Source organism: Lacinutrix venerupis, assembly GCF_003663945.1.
Classification (GTDB): Bacteria; Bacteroidota; Bacteroidia; order Flavobacteriales; family Flavobacteriaceae; genus Lacinutrix; species Lacinutrix venerupis.
Genome location: NZ_RCCH01000002.1, coordinates 285,768 through 302,608, shown reverse-complemented (window position 1 = coordinate 302,608; position 16,841 = coordinate 285,768). Strand labels below are relative to the sequence as shown.

At 31.5% G+C, this 16,841-nt stretch carries 17 protein-coding genes; 9 read left to right on the top strand and 8 right to left on the bottom strand.

Annotation, left to right across the window (positions count from 1 at the left end):
* Window positions 1–20 precede the first annotated feature (20 nt).
* The gene (gene pruA, locus CLV86_RS04140) at window positions 21–1,649 is read right to left on the bottom strand and encodes an L-glutamate gamma-semialdehyde dehydrogenase (protein ID WP_121050255.1); all 1,629 of its coding nucleotides are present in this window, start codon (window positions 1,647–1,649) and stop codon (window positions 21–23) included.
* Between the two features lie 136 nt (window positions 1,650–1,785).
* Here pruA and CLV86_RS04135 point away from each other — a divergent pair, with 136 nt between their 5' ends.
* Window positions 1,786–2,517, top strand: a complete 732-nt coding sequence (locus tag CLV86_RS04135) for an NRDE family protein (protein ID WP_121049975.1) — start codon at window positions 1,786–1,788, stop codon at window positions 2,515–2,517.
* Window positions 2,504–3,514, top strand: coding sequence for a DUF6695 family protein (locus tag CLV86_RS04130; protein ID WP_121049972.1), 1,011 nt, complete (start codon window positions 2,504–2,506; stop codon window positions 3,512–3,514). Before CLV86_RS04135 ends, CLV86_RS04130 begins: the two co-directional genes overlap by 14 nt.
* Here the strand turns inward: CLV86_RS04130 and apaG are convergent.
* Together apaG and CLV86_RS04120 are read right to left on the bottom strand one after the other, a co-directional pair.
* Window positions 3,511–3,897, bottom strand: a complete 387-nt coding sequence (apaG, locus tag CLV86_RS04125) for a Co2+/Mg2+ efflux protein ApaG (protein ID WP_076734080.1) — start codon at window positions 3,895–3,897, stop codon at window positions 3,511–3,513. The two genes, CLV86_RS04130 and apaG, sit on opposite strands and share 4 nt — an antisense overlap.
* A 98-nt stretch (window positions 3,898–3,995) precedes the next feature.
* Window positions 3,996–5,246 carry a type IX secretion system plug protein gene (locus tag CLV86_RS04120; RefSeq protein WP_121049969.1) on the bottom strand — a complete coding sequence of 417 codons (1,251 nt, stop codon included), beginning with the start codon at window positions 5,244–5,246 and terminating at the stop codon, window positions 3,996–3,998.
* A 192-nt stretch (window positions 5,247–5,438) separates the two neighbouring features.
* Between CLV86_RS04120 and CLV86_RS04115 the strand changes: the two genes are divergently transcribed.
* Genes CLV86_RS04115 through nqrF form a run of 6 tightly spaced genes read left to right on the top strand, consistent with a single transcriptional unit; the run spans window position 5,439 to window position 11,580 of the window.
* Window positions 5,439–6,794 carry a Na(+)-translocating NADH-quinone reductase subunit A gene (locus CLV86_RS04115; RefSeq protein ID WP_121049966.1) on the top strand — a complete coding sequence of 452 codons (1,356 nt, stop codon included), beginning with the start codon at window positions 5,439–5,441 and terminating at the stop codon, window positions 6,792–6,794.
* The gene (locus CLV86_RS04110; RefSeq protein WP_121049963.1) at window positions 6,794–8,035 is read left to right on the top strand and encodes an NADH:ubiquinone reductase (Na(+)-transporting) subunit B; all 1,242 of its coding nucleotides are present in this window, start codon (window positions 6,794–6,796) and stop codon (window positions 8,033–8,035) included. Before CLV86_RS04115 ends, CLV86_RS04110 begins: the two co-directional genes overlap by 1 nt.
* Before the next feature lie 2 nt (window positions 8,036–8,037).
* Window positions 8,038–8,847 carry a Na(+)-translocating NADH-quinone reductase subunit C gene (locus CLV86_RS04105; RefSeq protein ID WP_121049960.1) on the top strand — a complete coding sequence of 270 codons (810 nt, stop codon included), beginning with the start codon at window positions 8,038–8,040 and terminating at the stop codon, window positions 8,845–8,847.
* A gap of 1 nt (window position 8,848) precedes the next feature.
* The gene (locus tag CLV86_RS04100; RefSeq protein ID WP_076734075.1) at window positions 8,849–9,493 is read left to right on the top strand and encodes an NADH:ubiquinone reductase (Na(+)-transporting) subunit D; all 645 of its coding nucleotides are present in this window, start codon (window positions 8,849–8,851) and stop codon (window positions 9,491–9,493) included.
* Between the two features lie 37 nt (window positions 9,494–9,530).
* Entirely contained in the window at window positions 9,531–10,268 is a 738-nt protein-coding gene (gene nqrE, locus CLV86_RS04095; RefSeq protein ID WP_076734074.1) for an NADH:ubiquinone reductase (Na(+)-transporting) subunit E, read from the top strand.
* Window position 10,269: 1 nt separating this feature from the next.
* Window positions 10,270–11,580 carry an NADH:ubiquinone reductase (Na(+)-transporting) subunit F gene (gene nqrF / locus CLV86_RS04090; RefSeq protein ID WP_076734073.1) on the top strand — a complete coding sequence of 437 codons (1,311 nt, stop codon included), beginning with the start codon at window positions 10,270–10,272 and terminating at the stop codon, window positions 11,578–11,580.
* Window positions 11,581–11,682: 102 nt separating this feature from the next.
* Here the strand turns inward: nqrF and CLV86_RS04085 are convergent, their stop codons facing one another.
* Window positions 11,683–12,141 (bottom strand): Na(+)-translocating NADH-quinone reductase subunit F, encoded by a 459-nt coding sequence (locus CLV86_RS04085; protein ID WP_121049957.1) that lies wholly within the window; start codon window positions 12,139–12,141, stop codon window positions 11,683–11,685.
* Window positions 12,142–12,247: 106 nt separating this feature from the next.
* On the opposite strand from CLV86_RS04085, the gene CLV86_RS04080 reads away from it, so the two are divergent.
* Window positions 12,248–13,120, top strand: coding sequence for a DUF4846 domain-containing protein (locus tag CLV86_RS04080; RefSeq protein ID WP_121049954.1), 873 nt, complete (start codon window positions 12,248–12,250; stop codon window positions 13,118–13,120).
* Between the two features lie 5 nt (window positions 13,121–13,125).
* Here CLV86_RS04080 and CLV86_RS04075 read toward each other — a convergent pair whose 3' ends face one another.
* The 4 genes from CLV86_RS04075 to kynU all read right to left on the bottom strand — a co-directional run bounded on the left by CLV86_RS04075 (window position 13,126) and on the right by kynU (window position 16,833).
* Complete coding sequence (locus tag CLV86_RS04075) at window positions 13,126–13,560, bottom strand: RidA family protein (protein ID WP_121050252.1); 435 nt, start codon at window positions 13,558–13,560, stop codon at window positions 13,126–13,128.
* Between the two features lie 259 nt (window positions 13,561–13,819).
* Window positions 13,820–15,217 (bottom strand): FAD-dependent oxidoreductase, encoded by a 1,398-nt coding sequence (locus tag CLV86_RS04070; protein WP_121049951.1) that lies wholly within the window; start codon window positions 15,215–15,217, stop codon window positions 13,820–13,822.
* A complete protein-coding gene (locus CLV86_RS04065) occupies window positions 15,218–15,559 on the bottom strand; it encodes a hypothetical protein (RefSeq protein WP_121049947.1) in 342 nt (113 codons plus the stop codon).
* Between the two features lie 5 nt (window positions 15,560–15,564).
* The gene (gene kynU, locus CLV86_RS04060; RefSeq protein ID WP_121049944.1) at window positions 15,565–16,833 is read right to left on the bottom strand and encodes a kynureninase; all 1,269 of its coding nucleotides are present in this window, start codon (window positions 16,831–16,833) and stop codon (window positions 15,565–15,567) included.
* Between the last annotated feature and the right edge of the window lie 8 nt (window positions 16,834–16,841).

The window sequence follows — 16,841 nt, the reverse complement described above, 5'->3', positions numbered from 1 at the left end:
TTATTAAAAAAATAAATTATCTATTCTCCTAAAAAAGGATATCTATAATCTGTTGGTGTAACAAATGTTTCTTTAATCATTCTTGGCGATACCCAACGTTGTAAGTTTAAAATACTTCCAGCTTTATCGTTAGTACCAGAACTTCTTGCTCCTCCAAATGGTTGTTGTCCTACAACGGCACCTGTTGGTTTGTCGTTAATATAAAAGTTACCTGCACAATTTTGTAATGCTTTAGTAGCTTCAACAATAGCATATCTGTCTTGTGCTAAAATAGCTCCAGTTAATGCGTATTCAGAAGTTTCATCAACAAGCTTTAATGTTTTAGAGTAATCTTTATCTTCAAAAACATAAATTGTAATAACAGGACCAAATAACTCATCACACATTGTAGTGTATTTTGGGTCTTCAGTTACAATAACTGTAGGCTCAATAAAATAACCTTTACTCTTGTCGTAGTTTCCTCCAACAATAATTTCGGCTTTTTTATCTTTTTTAGCTTGATCAATATATTTTGCTAACTTATCAAAAGAAGCTTCGTGAATTACTGCTGTAATAAAATTCTCCATATCTGCAGGAGAACCCATTTTAAAAGATTTTACATCTTCTATAACTTGAGCTTTTACCTCGCTCCAGATACTTTTAGAAATATAAGCACGAGAGGCAGCACTACATTTTTGACCTTGAAATTCAAAAGCACCACGTGAAATAGCAGTAGCAACTTGAATTGGGTTTGCAGTTTTATGGGCAACAATAAAATCTTTACCACCAGTTTCTCCTACAATTTTAGGGTAGGTTTTGTAGTTGTGTATATTGTTTCCTATTTGTTTCCAAAGTTCTTTAAAAATATATGTAGAACCTGTAAAGTGTAAACCAGAAAAATCTGGACTAGCTAAAACAGTGTCTGTAATCATTTTTGGATCTCCAAAAACAACATTAATAACGCCTGCAGGAACACCAGCTTCTTCAAATACATCCATAATTACTTTTGCAGAATATACTTGAGAGTCACTAGGTTTCCATACTACAACATTTCCCATTAATGCCATACAAGATGGTAAGTTTCCAGCAATAGCTGTAAAGTTAAATGGAGAAACAGCGTATGTAAAACCTTCAAGTGGTCTGTATTCTAAACGGTTCCATGCGCCACTTGTACTTTCTGGTTGTTCGTGGTACATATCTGTCATGTACTGCACGTTAAAACGTAAAAAATCTATTAACTCGCAAGCAGCATCAATTTCTGCTTGGTGTATAGTTTTAGATTGTGCCATCATAGTTGCTGCATTAATTCTAGCTCTATAAGGTCCGGCAATTAATTCTGCAGCTTTTAAAAATATACCTGCTCTATGTTCCCAAGGTGTGTTTGCCCATGACTCTCTTGCTTCTAATGCAGTAGAGATAGCTTCTTCAACGTGAGATTTTTTTGCTAAATGATAGTGTCCAACAACATGTTGATGGTCGTGTGGTGGAGACATTGGTTTTGTATCTCCTGTTTTAACATCTTTTCCATTAATGTACATTGGTACGTCTAAAACGCTGCTGTACATTTCTTGATAAGCTTTAGAAATAGCTTCACGATGTTCGCATCCTGGCTCGTAAGCTCTTACAGGTTCGTTAACTGCAATTGGCACATTAAAAAATCCTTTTCCCATTTTATTTTGTGTTTTTAGTTGTCTAAATTTTAAAGCATCAAAGTTAAGCAATTTTAAACTATTTCTTTCTCAGGCAAATGTCAAAGAATTCTTATTTTTTTGTAAGTTGCTAATTCAATTTAGGACTATACTATTTATGTGTACAGTAAGTATTTTTTATAAAGGTGATAATAATTTTGTGTTAACTTCTAATAGAGACGAAGCACCAAGTAGAGTTGCTTTATCTCCAGATTTTTATTCCATTAATAATACAGAATTATTAATGCCAAAAGACGAGCAGTCTGGCGGAAGCTGGATAGGAGCAAGTGAAAAAAACAGAGTAGTATGTTTGCTTAATGGAGGTTTTAAATTACATAAAAGAAAACCAACGTATAGGCAAAGTAGAGGCGTTGTGGTTACCGATTTGTTAACCACAGATAATATTGAAGCAACCATAGCTTCGTATAATTTTAAAGACATTGAACCTTTTACAATCGTGATTGCCGACTGGAATACTAATTTAAAATTTTATGAACTAGTTTGGGATGAAACCCAAAAACATTTTCAGCAATTACCATTAGCAACAAAAATATGGTCTTCAACTACACTATATACTGAAGACAAAATACAAGCCAGACGCGATTGGTTTAATGTGTTTAAAGCTGAAAATAAATTAACAGCATCAACACTTTTAGAATTTCATAAAACAGCAGGAAAAAATAATAACGACTTTGGTGTGGTAATGGATCGTGGCTTTGTTAAAACAACAAGTATTACACAAATTGAAAAAACAGACAACCTTGTTGAAATGCGTTTTAATAACTTAAATACTAAAGAGCATACCATTAAAAATCTTAATTTTTCTGAAACTATAAATGGATTACATTAAAGAGAATACTGGTATTATTTTAACTTTAGCTTATCCAGACACTATTGTATCTCATGCTGAAGAATGGTACTCACCCTATTTAAAATATTTAGGAATAGGAAGTAAAACAAGTGTTCGTGCAGGTCATGCGGCTCTAGTTTTAATTGATAAGGAAACTGGAATTTTAGAATATCATGACTTTGGAAGGTACATTACATCTGAACCTAACGGAAGAGTTCGAGGAAGACTTACAGATAACGAATTGTATTTTCCATTTAAAGCAGAAATTAAAAACGAAAAGATTGAAAATCTTGAAGCTATTTTGCAATATTTAGCTACAAAACCAAAAATTACACATGGTGATGGAAGATTAATTGCTTCGGTTTGTAGTCAAATAAATTATAAAAAAGCAAGGTCTCATATAACCAAAATGCAAAATCGTGGTTTTATTTATTATGCAGCTTTTAAAAAAGATGCCTGTAATTGTGCTCGTTTTGTAACCGATAGTTTAATAGCTTCAGTTACAAACCTAAAAATTAAAAAAGCATTACAGCAATCAAAATGGTTTACACCAAGTACAGTTAGTAATGTGTTATTGGCAAACACTGGAGACTATGTTTTTGAGGTTTCAGAGATTGGAGAAATTACAGAGTATAAAGGTTCTCAAAAAAGTGAAAATCTAAAGAATTTTTTAGATAGATTAAAAGATTATACACCAAATCATGAAGGAACTTTAAAGCCTAGGAAAGTAGAAGGTCTTCATGAAAATGCACAATGGTTATCTGGTATTGCTGCTGGTGCATGGTATGAAATACATAAAACTGATATAGAAAATGAATACAGATATCGTCGTATTTCTCCTTACGGAAATGTAGATTGTGATGCTGTTTTTTTAGCTGAAGATGCTCAATTTAATTACAAAGAGTCTTATCAAATTGTACATTATTCAAATTGTCATTTTTTTCATGTAGAACAAAACGGAAAGAAATTTAGGTTTAATAGAAAATCAAATACTTAATTAATTGCAAAAGGTGCACTTAACTTAAAAGTAGGTATGGCAACATCAAACTTTTTAGTTGTTGTAAAGTTTACCATTTCATAATGGCCTTGCATTGCACCAAAAGGAGAAGTAAGTAAGCACCCAGATGTATAAGTATGAGATTCTCCTGGTTTTAATACAGGTTTTTTGCCTATAACGCCTTCTCCAGAAACCGTTTCTACGTTATTAAGAGCATCAAAAATTATCCAATGCCTTACGTTAAGTTGCACAGAGTCTTTACTCTGATTTTCAATAGTAACTTTATATCCAAAGGCATAATGTATTTTATAATTTTTATAAAATGTACCTTCAAAGTTCGTTTCTACAGAAATTTTTATGCCTTTTGTAACTTGTTGAACCATTTTTTGTTTTAAATATGCCAAGCTAAAATACTAATATTAGCTTAATTATCACAATAATAGCGTTTAATAAAGGTATAATTTAACTTTATATTTTTCTTTTAGTTTGTAATGTTGACAGAGTTGCCTTCTCCAACACCAATTATTCTATCGTATCTAGATCCTAAATCTCTATAATAAACTAATACTTTATAGTTGTTTTCTGTTTGGTAAAAATTACCACTAATAGCATTTTCATCAAAGCTACCGTCTTTATTTTTTATTATGTATTTATAATTGTAAAATCCTTGTTTTAAAAGTAGTTTGCCTTCGTAAGTGCTTCCTTCTTCATTGTATGTTAATTGAGTGCTTTCGTCTATGGCGTAGTTATTAAAATTACCATAAACATGTACGCTTTGTCCTTGTTTTACTTTGTTTAATTCTAATGTAAAATGTACTTGCGTATAATCTGCGCCAATAGCTGGATCGTCCGTATCTAAAGCTGTAATTAAAAAGTTTCCGTTAATATCTGGGTTGTATGTATAAGCACGATTTGCGCGTAATACATCTTTGTATAAATAGCTATTATAAAGGTCTTTAAGTTGTATAAATTGAATAGCATTGTTAGCGCCTCTTAAATCTTTATTTTCAAAATAGAGGTATTCATTACCCGCATAAAAACTAGTTTCCTTAGTGTAACGGTATTGCAATTCATTCCCTAACACATATTGCGGTTTTACATTTTTTATGGCAGTTTTTAAATTATTATTTTGAATAATTACTGTTTTTACAGTTTGTAAAGGATTGTTAAATCTTAGGCTTGAAGAGCTAATAGCTATGTCCACAGCGTGTTTTTCTTTTATTTCACTAACATCACGTGATCTTTTTATAGCTACTCCTACCGATGCAATGTCTTCGTAAACCATAAATTTTCTTGTAAATTCTATTTCATCATCTTCATTGTAAATTGTAATAAGATAGTTTCCAGATTTAGTTATAGCTCTTGTTTGTTCATTTGGAATTGTTAAAGTAAAATGCGAATAAATTTGATAGGTGTTAAAAGCGTTATCCCAAGTCCTAATTCGTTGTTCGTTAAAACCGTCTAAATATTCCGATTGTACTAAAACTGAAGGAGTCCAGTCGTAATTGTAATGTTTTATTTCGTAATAATAATCATCTTCATTTCCATTTAGTACATCAAACTCTAAAATTAAAGATTCTCCAAGTTTTAAAATAGGAAGTTGACTTTCTGGAGTGTCTCCTTTAAAAGTAATAGTTTTTATTTCTTCTGTAGGATTTATTTCTTCGACCTGACTAAAAACAGAGGTTGAAACTAATAAAATAAATAAAAAATGTCTAATGTTAAATGCCATTATTAAAGGTTTTCGAGTGGTAAATATAATCAAAATCTATGCCTTATTGGAAATCATTATTTAGAATAATTATAAATAGATTATCTGTATGCTATAATGGGAAGAATTTTTATTATTAATTTGTACTTTTGCAGCGATTTTTTACCATCATAAAATCATATAGCTAAACTATTAACAAATAGATTTATACGCATGTCAAAAGACATTAAGATTAAAAAAGGTCTAGATATAAAACTTAAAGGTGCTGCAGAAAAGGCTACAGAAAATGCCATTATAAGCAATACTTGTACAGTAAGACCAGAAGACTTTCACGGTGTAATTCCTAAATTATTGTTTAAAGTTGGAGAAAAAGTAAAAGCTGGACAAGCTTTGTTTTACGATAAATCCAATGAAAACGTAAAATTTGCTTCGCCAGTTTCTGGAGAGGTAATTGAAATTGCTCGTGGAGAAAAACGTAAAATACTTTCAATAAAAATTCAAGCCGATAAAGAGCAATCTTTTGAAGATTTTGGAGCTTTAAATGTAGATTCAGCAAAAGCTGAAGATATTAAAGCAAAGTTATTAGCTTCAGGTTGTTGGGCTTTTGTAAAGCAACGTCCTTATGATATTGTTGCAAAACCAGACGTAGCGCCAAAAGCAATTTTTATATCAGGTTATGCAAGTGCGCCTTTAGCAGCAGATTTAGATTATACTTTAGCAGGAAAAGAAGCAGAATTGCAAGCAGCAGTTTCAGCTTTAGCTAAATTAACAGAAGGTCAGGTGCATATAGGAGTTGGTAAAAGTAATAACTCACCATTAGCAGGATTATCTAATGCTACCATTCACAAAGTGTCTGGGCCACATCCAGCAGGAAATGTAGGGACACTTATTAATAAAATAGACCCAGTAAATAAGGGAGAAACAGTTTGGACTGTTGCTGCTCAAGATTTAGTTATTATAGGTGAGTTATTATTAACAGGAAAGTTTAATGCAGAGCGTACAATTGCTTTAGCAGGATCATCTGTTAAAAAGCCACGTTATTTTAGAACCAAAATAGGAAGCGAAATTGCGACTATGGTTTATGATAATGGAGTAGATAAAGATGGTAACGATCGTATTATTTCAGGAAATGTGTTAACTGGAAAACAAGTTAAACCAGATGGTGCTTTAGATTATTACAGCAATGTAATTTCTGTAATACCAGAAGGAGATGATTATGAGTTTTTTGGATGGAATAAACCAATTTTTAATAAAGTATCGACTTCTAGAGCGTTAACATTTTCATGGTTGACACCTAAAAAAGAGTTCGATTTAAATACAAATACTAATGGTGAGCATAGAGCCTTTGTTTTAACAGGTTCTTATGAAGAAGTATTTCCTTTAGATATATTTCCACTTCAAATATTAAAAGCTTGTATGTATCAAGATTTAGATGAAATGGAAGCTCTAGGAATGTACGAAGTTGCACCAGAAGATTTTGCTTTAACAGAATTTATTTGTGTGTCTAAACAGCCACACCAAGACATTATTAGAAATGGTCTTGATTTAATGTATAAAGAGATAGGATAATGGGTTTAAAAAGTAATTTACATAACTTAAAAGAAAAGTATAAAGGCACTAAAATGGCTCCTGCGTTTAACGCAATCCATACTTTTTTATACTTACCAAATGAGACCACACATAACGGAACTCATATTAAAGCTGCAGACGATTTAAAACGTACCATGAACATTGTTATTATGGCAATGGTACCATGTTTAATCTTTGGAATATTTAATGCAGGTTACCAACATTATTCTGCAATAGATACCTTAGCAGGTGTAACAAGAGAAGTTTCCTTATTTGGAAATTTTTTAACATGGGATAATTTTGTTGTTGGAGCATGGAAAGTGCTACCTCTAGTAATAGTATCTTATGTTGTAGGTTTAATAGTTGAATTTATTTTTGCTGTAATAAAAGGACATGAAGTAGAAGAAGGTTACTTAGTTACAGGAATGTTAGTGCCATTAATTGTACCTATTGATATTCCATTATGGATGTTAGCAGTAGCTGTTATTTTTGGTGTAGTAATAGGAAAAGAAGTTTTTGGAGGAACAGGAATGAATATTCTTAATCCTGCTTTAACAATTCGTGCATTTTTATTCTTTGCATACCCAACATGGATGTCTGGAGATAAAGTTTGGGTTCATGGAGCAGATCCTAGAGTACAAGATTTAGCACCAGGAGCAACACCAGATGCATTATCTGGAGAAACAATTTTAGGAAGTCTAGCACAAAATAATTCTAGCATGTTAGACTCTGCTGGAGATGTATGGAATGCATTTTATGGTTTTATTCCAGGTTCTATAGGTGAAACTTCAACATTGTTAATTCTTTTAGGAGGATTATTCTTGATTTTTTCTAAAGTAGGAAGTTGGAGAATAATGTTATCTTCTGTATTAGGAGCCATTGTAATGGGATTAATTTTTAACGGAGTTGTTTCAGCAGAATGGATTACAGAATCAAGTAAGTTTTATGGCTTAATGAGTACAGATTTCTGGATGCATTTACTAATTGGAGGTTTTGCATTTGGTACAGTATATATGGCAACAGATCCTGTAACAGCATCACAAACAAACAAAGGAAAATGGATTTATGGATTTTTAATAGGTATGATTTCTATTATGATTCGTGTATTTAATCCAGCATATCCAGAAGGAGTAATGTTAGCCATTTTATTAATGAATGTCTTTGCTCCAACAATCGATCATTATGTGGTACAAGGAAATGTAAAACGAAGAATGAAACGTTTAAAAGTTAAAACAGCATAATTATGGCAGTTAATACAGAAAAAAATTCATATACAATACTCTTTGCTATTGCAATGGTTGTGGTAGTTGGTTCATTATTAGCGTTTACCGCGTCTTCTTTAAAACCAGCAATTACAAAAAATAAAGAGATTGAAAAGCAACAAAATATTTTATATGCTTTTGGTGTAAATGAAAATGAAGGTACAGGAGATATTACTTTTGTATCTAAAGAAAAAGTTTCAGATGCATTTAAAGCTAATATAAAAGAGCAAATTGTTCTTGAAGCAAAAGATGGTAAGATTTTAAAAGAAATGACTCGTGAAGAGTTCATAAATTCTAAAGACCAAGGAGCTGGAATAGAACCATATTTAATAGATATTAAAAAGGAGCAAACTAAAGCAAAAAATGGTGAATCTAGATTTTTACCATTATTTAAAGGAACTCAAGACGGTAAAACTATTTATGTTGTGCCAATTAGAGGAAAAGGTCTTTGGGATGCTATTTGGGGTTATGTAGGCTTAGACGAAAGCATGACAGTTCAAGGAACGTTTTTTGATCACGCAGGAGAAACACCTGGTTTAGGAGCAAATATTAAGCAACGTTACTTTATGGACGATTTTTATGGTGAAAAACTTTTAACAGATGCAGGTGTCTTTAAAGGAATTAATGTTGCTAAAGGAAATAACGATCCAGTAAATAAGATAAAAGACGATTTTGAAGTTGATGCTTTAGCTGGAGCAACAATTACAGGAGATGGTGTATCTGCAATGATTAAAAAAGATTTAAAATTGTATTTACCATACTTTAAAAACTTAAAAAATAATAATAACTAATATGGGACTACTTTCAAAAAAAGACGCAAAGTTAATTACAGATCCATTAGCAGATAATAACCCAATTACTATTCAGGTATTAGGTATTTGTTCTGCTTTAGCAATTACTGCAGAGCTTAAAGCATCTTTAGTAATGGGAATTGCTGTATTATTTGTATTAGGTGTTGGTAATGTTGTTATCTCTTTAATGAGAAATATTATACCGTCAAAAATTAGAATTATTGTACAACTAATTGTAGTTGCAGCCTTAGTAATTATTGTAGATCAAGTATTAAAAGCATTTGCTTACGATTTAAGTAAAACGTTATCTGTATTTATTGGTTTAATTATTACCAACTGTATTATCATGGGACGTTTTGAAGCTTTTGCTTTAGCAAACAAACCATGGCAATCTTTTTTAGATGGAATTGGTAATGCTTTAGGTTATGCAGTAATTTTAGTTATTGTAGGTTTCTTTAGAGAGCTATTAGGTTCTGGAACATTATTTGGAATTCCTGTTTTAGGAGATCCAATCGAAATGACTGGAGTATATGCACTAGGTTACGAAAACAACGGATTTATGTTAATGCCTCCTATGGCATTAATAATTGTTGGATTAATTATCTGGGTACAACGTAGTAGAAATAAAGATTTAGTTGAAGATTAACACACAGTGTTATCCTAAATTTTAAAAAAATAAAAAAATGATAGAACATTTAGAATTATTTTTCAAGTCAATTTTTGTTGACAACATGGTATTCGCGGTTTTTTTAGGTATGTGTTCATACTTAGCCGTTTCTAAAAAAGTAGCAACAGCAGTTGGACTTGGAGCAGCAGTAATATTTGTATTAGCGATTACGGTACCATTAAACTGGTTATTAGACCAGTATTTATTACAACCAGGTGCATTAGCATGGATAGATGGAAGTACAAACGGAGAAGGTTTCTCTGGTATGGACTTAGGTTTCTTATCTTTCATCATGTTTATTGCTACTATAGCAACTATGGTTCAATTAGTAGAAATTGTTGTTGAAAAATTTTCACCTTCATTATATAATTCACTTGGTATTTTCTTACCACTAATTGCTGTAAACTGTGCTATATTAGGTGGTTCATTATTTATGCAATCTCGTGAAATAGAATCTTTTGGATTAGCACTTAATTATGGAATATCTTCTGGAATAGGATGGTTTTTAGCAATTTTAGCAATTGCAGCTATTCGTGAAAAAATTAGATATTCTAATGTACCGGCTCCATTAAGAGGTTTAGGAATCACATTTATTATTACAGGTTTAATGGGAATAGGATTTTTAAGTTTTGGTGGAATGTTAACAGGAGGAGATGAAGAAGGAGAACCAACTTCTACACCAACTTCTCAAGTTGAAGAATTAGAAACTGAACAAGCTAAAGAATTAGCAGAAAACACTAAAATAGTAGAGTAATATGATATTAGCAGTTGATTTCGGAATTATAATAACAACAGTAGTCGCGTTTTTATTAATAGCTTTAATATTAATAAGCTTACTACTATTTGTTAAACAAAAATTATCACCATCAGGACCTGTAAAAATCTTGATTAACGGTGAGCGTGAGATAGAAGTAGCTTCAGGAGGAACTTTACTTTCTACTTTAGGAAATAATAAAATATTCTTACCATCAGCTTGTGGTGGTGGTGGTACATGTATTCAATGCGAATGTCACGTTTTAGAAGGTGGAGGAGAAGCTTTACCAACCGAGACACCTCACTTTTCTAGAAAAGAATTAGCTCATGGTGCGCGTTTGTCTTGTCAAGTAAAGGTAAAACAAGACATGGAAATTACTATTCCAGAAGAAGTTTTTGGAATTAAAAAATGGGAAGCAACTGTAGTTTCTAACTATAACGTGGCAACCTTTATTAAAGAATTTGTAGTAGAAATTCCTGAGGATATGGACTACAAAGCAGGAGGATATATTCAAATTGAAATTCCAAAATGTGAAGTAAAATATTCAGATATGGATATTACTGCACACCCTGAAGATCATCCAGGAGAACCAAATAAATTTGAAGCAGATTGGGATAAATTTGGATTAAGACCTTTAGTTATGAAAAATGACGAATTGGTTGAACGTGCTTACTCTATGGCTTCTTATCCTGCAGAAGGAAGAAAAATTATGCTTAATGTACGTGTAGCAACACCTCCTTTCGACCGCGCAAAAGGTGGTTGGATGGATGTAAATCCAGGTGTAGCATCATCTTATATTTTTAATTTAAAAGTAGGAGATAAATGTACTATTTCTGGACCTTATGGAGAGTTCTTTATTAACGATTCTGAAGCAGAGATGCTTTATGTAGGTGGTGGAGCTGGTATGGCACCAATGCGTTCACACTTATACGAGTTATTTAGAACGCTTAAAACAAACAGAAAAGTAACATATTGGTATGGAGGACGTTCTAAGGCAGAATTATTTTACATCCATTACTTTAGAGCATTAGAAAAAGATTTCCCGAATTTCAAATTCTTTATAGCTCTTTCAGATCCTACTGAAGCAGATAACTGGAAATTAAAAGAAGACATTAACGACCCTAATGGAGATGGATTTACAGGATTTATACACCAAGTAGTAATCGATCAATACTTATCTAAACATGAGGCACCAGAAGATATAGAATTATATTTCTGTGGACCACCATTAATGAACCAGGCGGTTCAAAAAATGGGAGAAGATTTTGGAATCGACGATGAGAATATTAGATTCGATGACTTTGGAGGTTAATATCTAAGCCATATTTGGCATTATATAAAAAAACCAGCACCTATTAGTGCTGGTTTTTTTTATAGTATTTTGTAAGTTGTATTAATTAGAGAGAATATTTATTTAAAGAACAGAATCTATTAAATACTTGGGTTTGTTGTTTTCAATCTCGAACAGTTTTGAATAATTCATAACATTTTCTATATTATCTAATTCACATAAAAATGCTATAACTTCAGTTAAACCATTAAATAATACCGTTTTATTTTTTGGGTTTTGTGGTTTTTTGTTACTTCCGTCAAGTGGAAGAATATAACCACAACCTTTTAAAAATTTAGCTTCTATTTGTAGTAGCTCTAAAGGAGTGTAACCAAAAAAGCGTTTGCCAAAATTTTGATTTACCATTCCGACATAGTTTAATTTTACAGACCCATGTACGTCTGTTAAATGCGTCCAAAAATCAAGATTATCACAAATATTCCCAACTGCACATTTTGTACAATATTCAGGATTTAAAGTTCCATTATGGAAGGCATTATATAACTTTCTTAATGCATATTCTAATCTTTGAGGAAGTTTCATTACAAAAATTTTTATATAAGTTACAAAAAATAAATTCTGCTAAATAATAATTTTTTAAAATTAATGTTTTATAAGTTGAGCCTTAATAACTGTTTATTAATTATATATGAAAAAAAATCTCTTTCTGTTACTTTTTCTTATTGTGGTTGTTGCTCTATTATTTCAGTTTAAACCTTTAAATAAAACAGTTAATTATATTGCTAAAGGAGTAGTTTCAAAACCAAGATTAATTAATAAAGATAGTTTAACAATTAGATCTAGAGTAAACTTACCAAAAGGTTTTAAAAGAGTAAATTATGCTAAAGGTTCATTTCAAGATTATTTACGTAATTATAAATTAAAACCATACGGTACTAAAATAATTAATTATAATAACAGTCAATATTATTGGCAAAAAGGACATATAGGAATTTTAGATATTACAGTCCCTAAAAACGGTTTACAGCAATGTGCAGATGCTTTAATTAGAATAAGAAGCGAATATCTTTGGGATAACAATAGAAAGGATGAGATTGGCTTTAATTTTACATCTGGGCATTATTGTTCTTGGAAGAAATTTGCAGAAGGATATAGACCTATAATTAATGGTAATAAAGTAACTTTTAAAAAAACAGCTTCTGTAGATTATACAAAATCCAATTTTTACAAATATCTTAATTTAATATACATGTATTCTGGCACTTTGTCTCTATCTCAAGAATTGGAAGAAATTACAGAGGTTAAAGATTTGAAAATAGGAGATATGCTTATTTTAGGAGGAAGTCCAGGACATATTGTTATGCTTGGTGATGAAGCTATAAATACTAAAGGAGAAAAATTGTTTTTGTTATTTCAAGGTAATACTCCTGCGCAGAGTGTACATTTGGTGAAAAATCTTGAAAATATAAATATTTCTCCTTGGTATAATTTAAAAATGAATGCAGTAATTCCTGTATCTAATTTTACATTTTATAATTCAAAATTTGCAAGGTTTAAATAGCTTAATTACTGTTTTTTATAAGCCATTACCTTAATTTCTACCACCAAATCAGGATGCGGTAATTGGTGCACAGCAACTGTGGTTCTTGTTGGACCTGTTTCTTTGTCAAAAAACTCACCATATGCTTTGTTGTAATCTGCAAAATCGTTCATGTTTACCAAAAAAGAAGTAACATCTACTACGTCTTTTAAACTTGCTCCAACTTTTTTAAGGTTGGTATCAATATTTTTTAAAACTTCTTGTGTTTGGGTGTAGGCGTTTAGTTTTTTGGTGCCCATTTCATCAATAGTATCTACACCAGCAATGCTGTTGTCTGCTCTACGAGAACTAGTTCCTGATACGAAAATAAAATCGCCTACTTGTTTTACGTGTGGATATGCTCCTCTTGGTGTTACCTTAGTTCCTGCAGAAGCAAGAATCTCATTGTTTTTATTACTCATATTTTCTTTTTTATCTCTGTTCATTTTGCCTTGATGCAAAACGAACCAAAAAATCACGATCTAGCCAAGGAATTTTCAGTTTTGCAAACTGAAACCGATTTAAAAACTCCGCGTCGAACTGCGTTCTCCTGTTTTCGGAGCTTTTCTTCATCTATTCTTCGCCTTGATGTTTCAATTCTTTTGAATTGATCTGAGGACTTTATAATTTACTAAGTTAATTTTTAAGCCCTAAATTATTTTCATTTTTGCTAATTTTAATTTACTTCAATCCAGCAATTTTATCTTCTTCTAAAATAGCTTCTGTTTCTAGTTGTACTTTTTTTAATATACTATTTAAATCTTCGGTGATTGTGATTTTTTTATCTACTAAAAGGTTTAAAATAGCTTTGTCTTGCGCTCTTCCTTTTGTCATTGCTGTATGGTAAGGAATGTCTTCTTTAAAAGTAACCATAGAATATTTAGAAAAATAATTGTTTGGAAATTCTTTTTCTAAAGCCATTTCAATTACTCGTTTTTCTTTAAAAATAGGATTTGCAACGTGATCACGCATTTCGTAATAATTATCGATTGCCAAATCTGCTATAGCATCTGTATCTGCTTTTCTAGTTTTTTCGTAGACTTTAAAAATTGTTTCCCAATCGCCTTCGTGTTGTTCTAAAATAGCGTCGAAAACGGTAACATCTTCAAACGATGCATTCATCCCTTGGCCGTAAAAAGGAACGATTGCATGTGCAGCATCTCCTAAAATAACATTTTTGTTTTTATAATGCCAAGGTGAACATTTTACTGTTCCTAATGCGCCTGTTGGGTTGTTGGCAAACTCTTCAGCTATATTAGGAATTAGCGCTAATGCATCTGGAAATTTTGAATTGAAAAAGTTTTTTATAGCTTGTTCTGTTGTTAAATTATTAAAATTATATTCACCTTCATCATAGCTTAAAAATAGCGTTACTGTAAAACTTCCGTCTAAATTAGGAAGCGCAATTAACATGTAATCGCCTCTTGGCCAAATGTGAAGATAATCTTGACTAATAAGATGTTTTCCTTCCGCGGAAGCGGGAATTTCTAACTCTTTATAACCATGTGTAAGATAATTTTGCGAGTAGCTAAATAAAAATTTACGTTCTAAATAATAGCTTTTTCTAAGCGAAGAACCTGCACCATCTGTACCAAAAATAACATCGCCTTTGGCTGTAAATTCTTCTTTAGTTTTATAATCGTAGAAGCTAGCTATATTATTTTCTATATCTACACCTGTACATTTTTTATTGAAATGAATAGTAAGGTTGTCATACAAATCTGCTTCGGTTAGCAATAAGCCATTTAAATCTCCTCTAGAAATAGAGTTAATATATTCGTTATCTCTTCCAGAATAATTGGAAGGAAAAGTATTTCCTTCAGTATCATGAACCAATCTTCCGTACATAGGAATACAAAGTGGTTTTACTTTGTTTTCAACACCTGCAAGTCGCATGGCTTTTAATCCTCTATCTGATAATGCAAGGTTAATAGATCTACCAGCAGAAATATCTGTAGCACGTAAATCGGGTCTGCTTTCGTAAACATTTACTGTGTAACCACGTTGTGCTAAACGTAAGGCTAATAGTGAGCCACAAAGTCCTGCTCCTATAATTAGTATGTTGTCTTTTTTACTCATTTAGGTTAGTACGCTTTTAATATATTGAATCTCTTCATAAGATAATCTGAGTTTTTGCAATGCTATTGTTTGTTCTATATTTTCTTTATTTGAAAACTTTAAAGTGTCATTTAAAGCATTGAAATTTAATTTTTTAAAATCGGAATATTCTTGATTTATTATTATTTCTCCTTTTATTTCAATTATAATTCTGCGATTTGTAATAATAAAATAATCATGAGAATGATTAGTAAAAAAACTAAGAAGCCCTAAGATTTGATAATGCCAAAATGATATATCACTTTTCTTTTTAATTTTTAATAAAATTGTTTCTTCTGTAATTATTTTATTGATACTCTTCAAAATAATTAATCTAAGATCTCTTTCAATTTTTCTACCATTTTATATACATCTTCAAAGGAGTTGTATAAAGGCACAGGAGCACAACGTATTACATCTGGTTCTCGCCAATCTGTAATAATATTTGCTTCGGTTAATTGTTTGTGTAGGTTTTTGTCTGCATCTTTTACTTGAATAGATAATTGGCAACCACGTTCTTTTGGATTGGTTGGCGTGATTATTTTAATCTTATTGTTATTCAATTCGTTAATTAAATACTCGAAATAACCTGTTAGTTTTTCAGATTTTTCACGAAGTGCATCCATACCAACTTCATTAAATATATCTAAAGAAGCTTTAATTGCAGCCATAGATAAAATGGGCGGATTACTAAGTTGCCAACCTTCTGCTCCTGGAATAACGTCTAACGGTTGACGCATATTAAATCGTGTTTCTTTATTATGACTCCACCAACCAGCAAAGCGTTTTAAGTCTTTATTATGCGCATGTTTTTCGTGTACAAAAAGTCCGCCTAAACTTCCTGGTCCAGCATTTAAATATTTATACGTACACCAAGCAGCGAAGTCTACTCCAGAGTTATGGAAGTCTGGTTTTATGTTTCCTGCGCCATGCGCTAAATCGATACCAACCATACAGTTTTTTGCATGACCTATTTCTGCTATTTTTTTGATGTCTAAATATTGTCCTGTGTAGTAATTTACACCTCCAATAAGTAATAATGCAATTTCATCACCTTGTTCTTCTAAAATAGTTTCTAGATCTTCTATGTTTAAAAGCTCTTCGCCTTCACGAGGTTTCCATTCTATCACACCTTCATTAGCATCAAAACCATGAAACTCTAATTGTGTTTGTACTGCATACCTATCACTAGGAAAAGCATCACTTTCAATTACAATTTTATATTTTGTTTTTGTAGGTTGGTAAAAACTAACCATTAACAGGTGTAAATTGGTAGTTAAGGTGTTCATTATAACTACTTCAATAGGTTTTGCTCCTACAATTTTTGCCATGCTTTCGGTTAAAAATTCATGGTAAGGCATCCAAGGATTTTTAGCTTCAAAATGTCCTTCTACACCAAGGTTTGCCCAATCTTCTAACTCTTGATTTATGTACTCTTTTGTAGCTTTTGGTTGTAAACCAAGGGAGTTCCCAGTAAAGTACAACCAATCGTTTCCGTCCTTATCTTTAGGAATATGGAATTGATTTCTGTAATGTGAAATTTTATCTTCTTTATCTAATTGCTTAGCGTAATCGCTGCCTAATTTATAGTTTGACACTTGGTTGT

Excerpts from the sequence above, each read along its gene's own strand:
- pruA (WP_121050255.1), bottom strand. The coding sequence starts at position 1,649 with ATGGGAAAAGGATTTTTTAATGTGCCAATTGCAGTTAACGAACCTGTA.
- CLV86_RS04135 (WP_121049975.1), top strand. The coding sequence starts at position 1,786 with ATGTGTACAGTAAGTATTTTTTATAAAGGTGATAATAATTTTGTGTTA.
- CLV86_RS04130 (WP_121049972.1), top strand. The coding sequence starts at position 2,504 with ATGGATTACATTAAAGAGAATACTGGTATTATTTTAACTTTAGCTTAT.
- apaG (WP_076734080.1), bottom strand. The coding sequence starts at position 3,897 with ATGGTTCAACAAGTTACAAAAGGCATAAAAATTTCTGTAGAAACGAAC.
- CLV86_RS04120 (WP_121049969.1), bottom strand. The coding sequence starts at position 5,246 with ATGGCATTTAACATTAGACATTTTTTATTTATTTTATTAGTTTCAACC.
- CLV86_RS04115 (WP_121049966.1), top strand. The coding sequence starts at position 5,439 with ATGTCAAAAGACATTAAGATTAAAAAAGGTCTAGATATAAAACTTAAA.
- CLV86_RS04110 (WP_121049963.1), top strand. The coding sequence starts at position 6,794 with ATGGGTTTAAAAAGTAATTTACATAACTTAAAAGAAAAGTATAAAGGC.
- CLV86_RS04105 (WP_121049960.1), top strand. The coding sequence starts at position 8,038 with ATGGCAGTTAATACAGAAAAAAATTCATATACAATACTCTTTGCTATT.
- CLV86_RS04100 (WP_076734075.1), top strand. The coding sequence starts at position 8,849 with ATGGGACTACTTTCAAAAAAAGACGCAAAGTTAATTACAGATCCATTA.
- nqrE (WP_076734074.1), top strand. The coding sequence starts at position 9,531 with ATGATAGAACATTTAGAATTATTTTTCAAGTCAATTTTTGTTGACAAC.
- nqrF (WP_076734073.1), top strand. The coding sequence starts at position 10,270 with ATGATATTAGCAGTTGATTTCGGAATTATAATAACAACAGTAGTCGCG.
- CLV86_RS04085 (WP_121049957.1), bottom strand. The coding sequence starts at position 12,141 with ATGAAACTTCCTCAAAGATTAGAATATGCATTAAGAAAGTTATATAAT.
- CLV86_RS04080 (WP_121049954.1), top strand. The coding sequence starts at position 12,248 with ATGAAAAAAAATCTCTTTCTGTTACTTTTTCTTATTGTGGTTGTTGCT.
- CLV86_RS04075 (WP_121050252.1), bottom strand. The coding sequence starts at position 13,560 with ATGAGTAATAAAAACAATGAGATTCTTGCTTCTGCAGGAACTAAGGTA.
- CLV86_RS04070 (WP_121049951.1), bottom strand. The coding sequence starts at position 15,217 with ATGAGTAAAAAAGACAACATACTAATTATAGGAGCAGGACTTTGTGGC.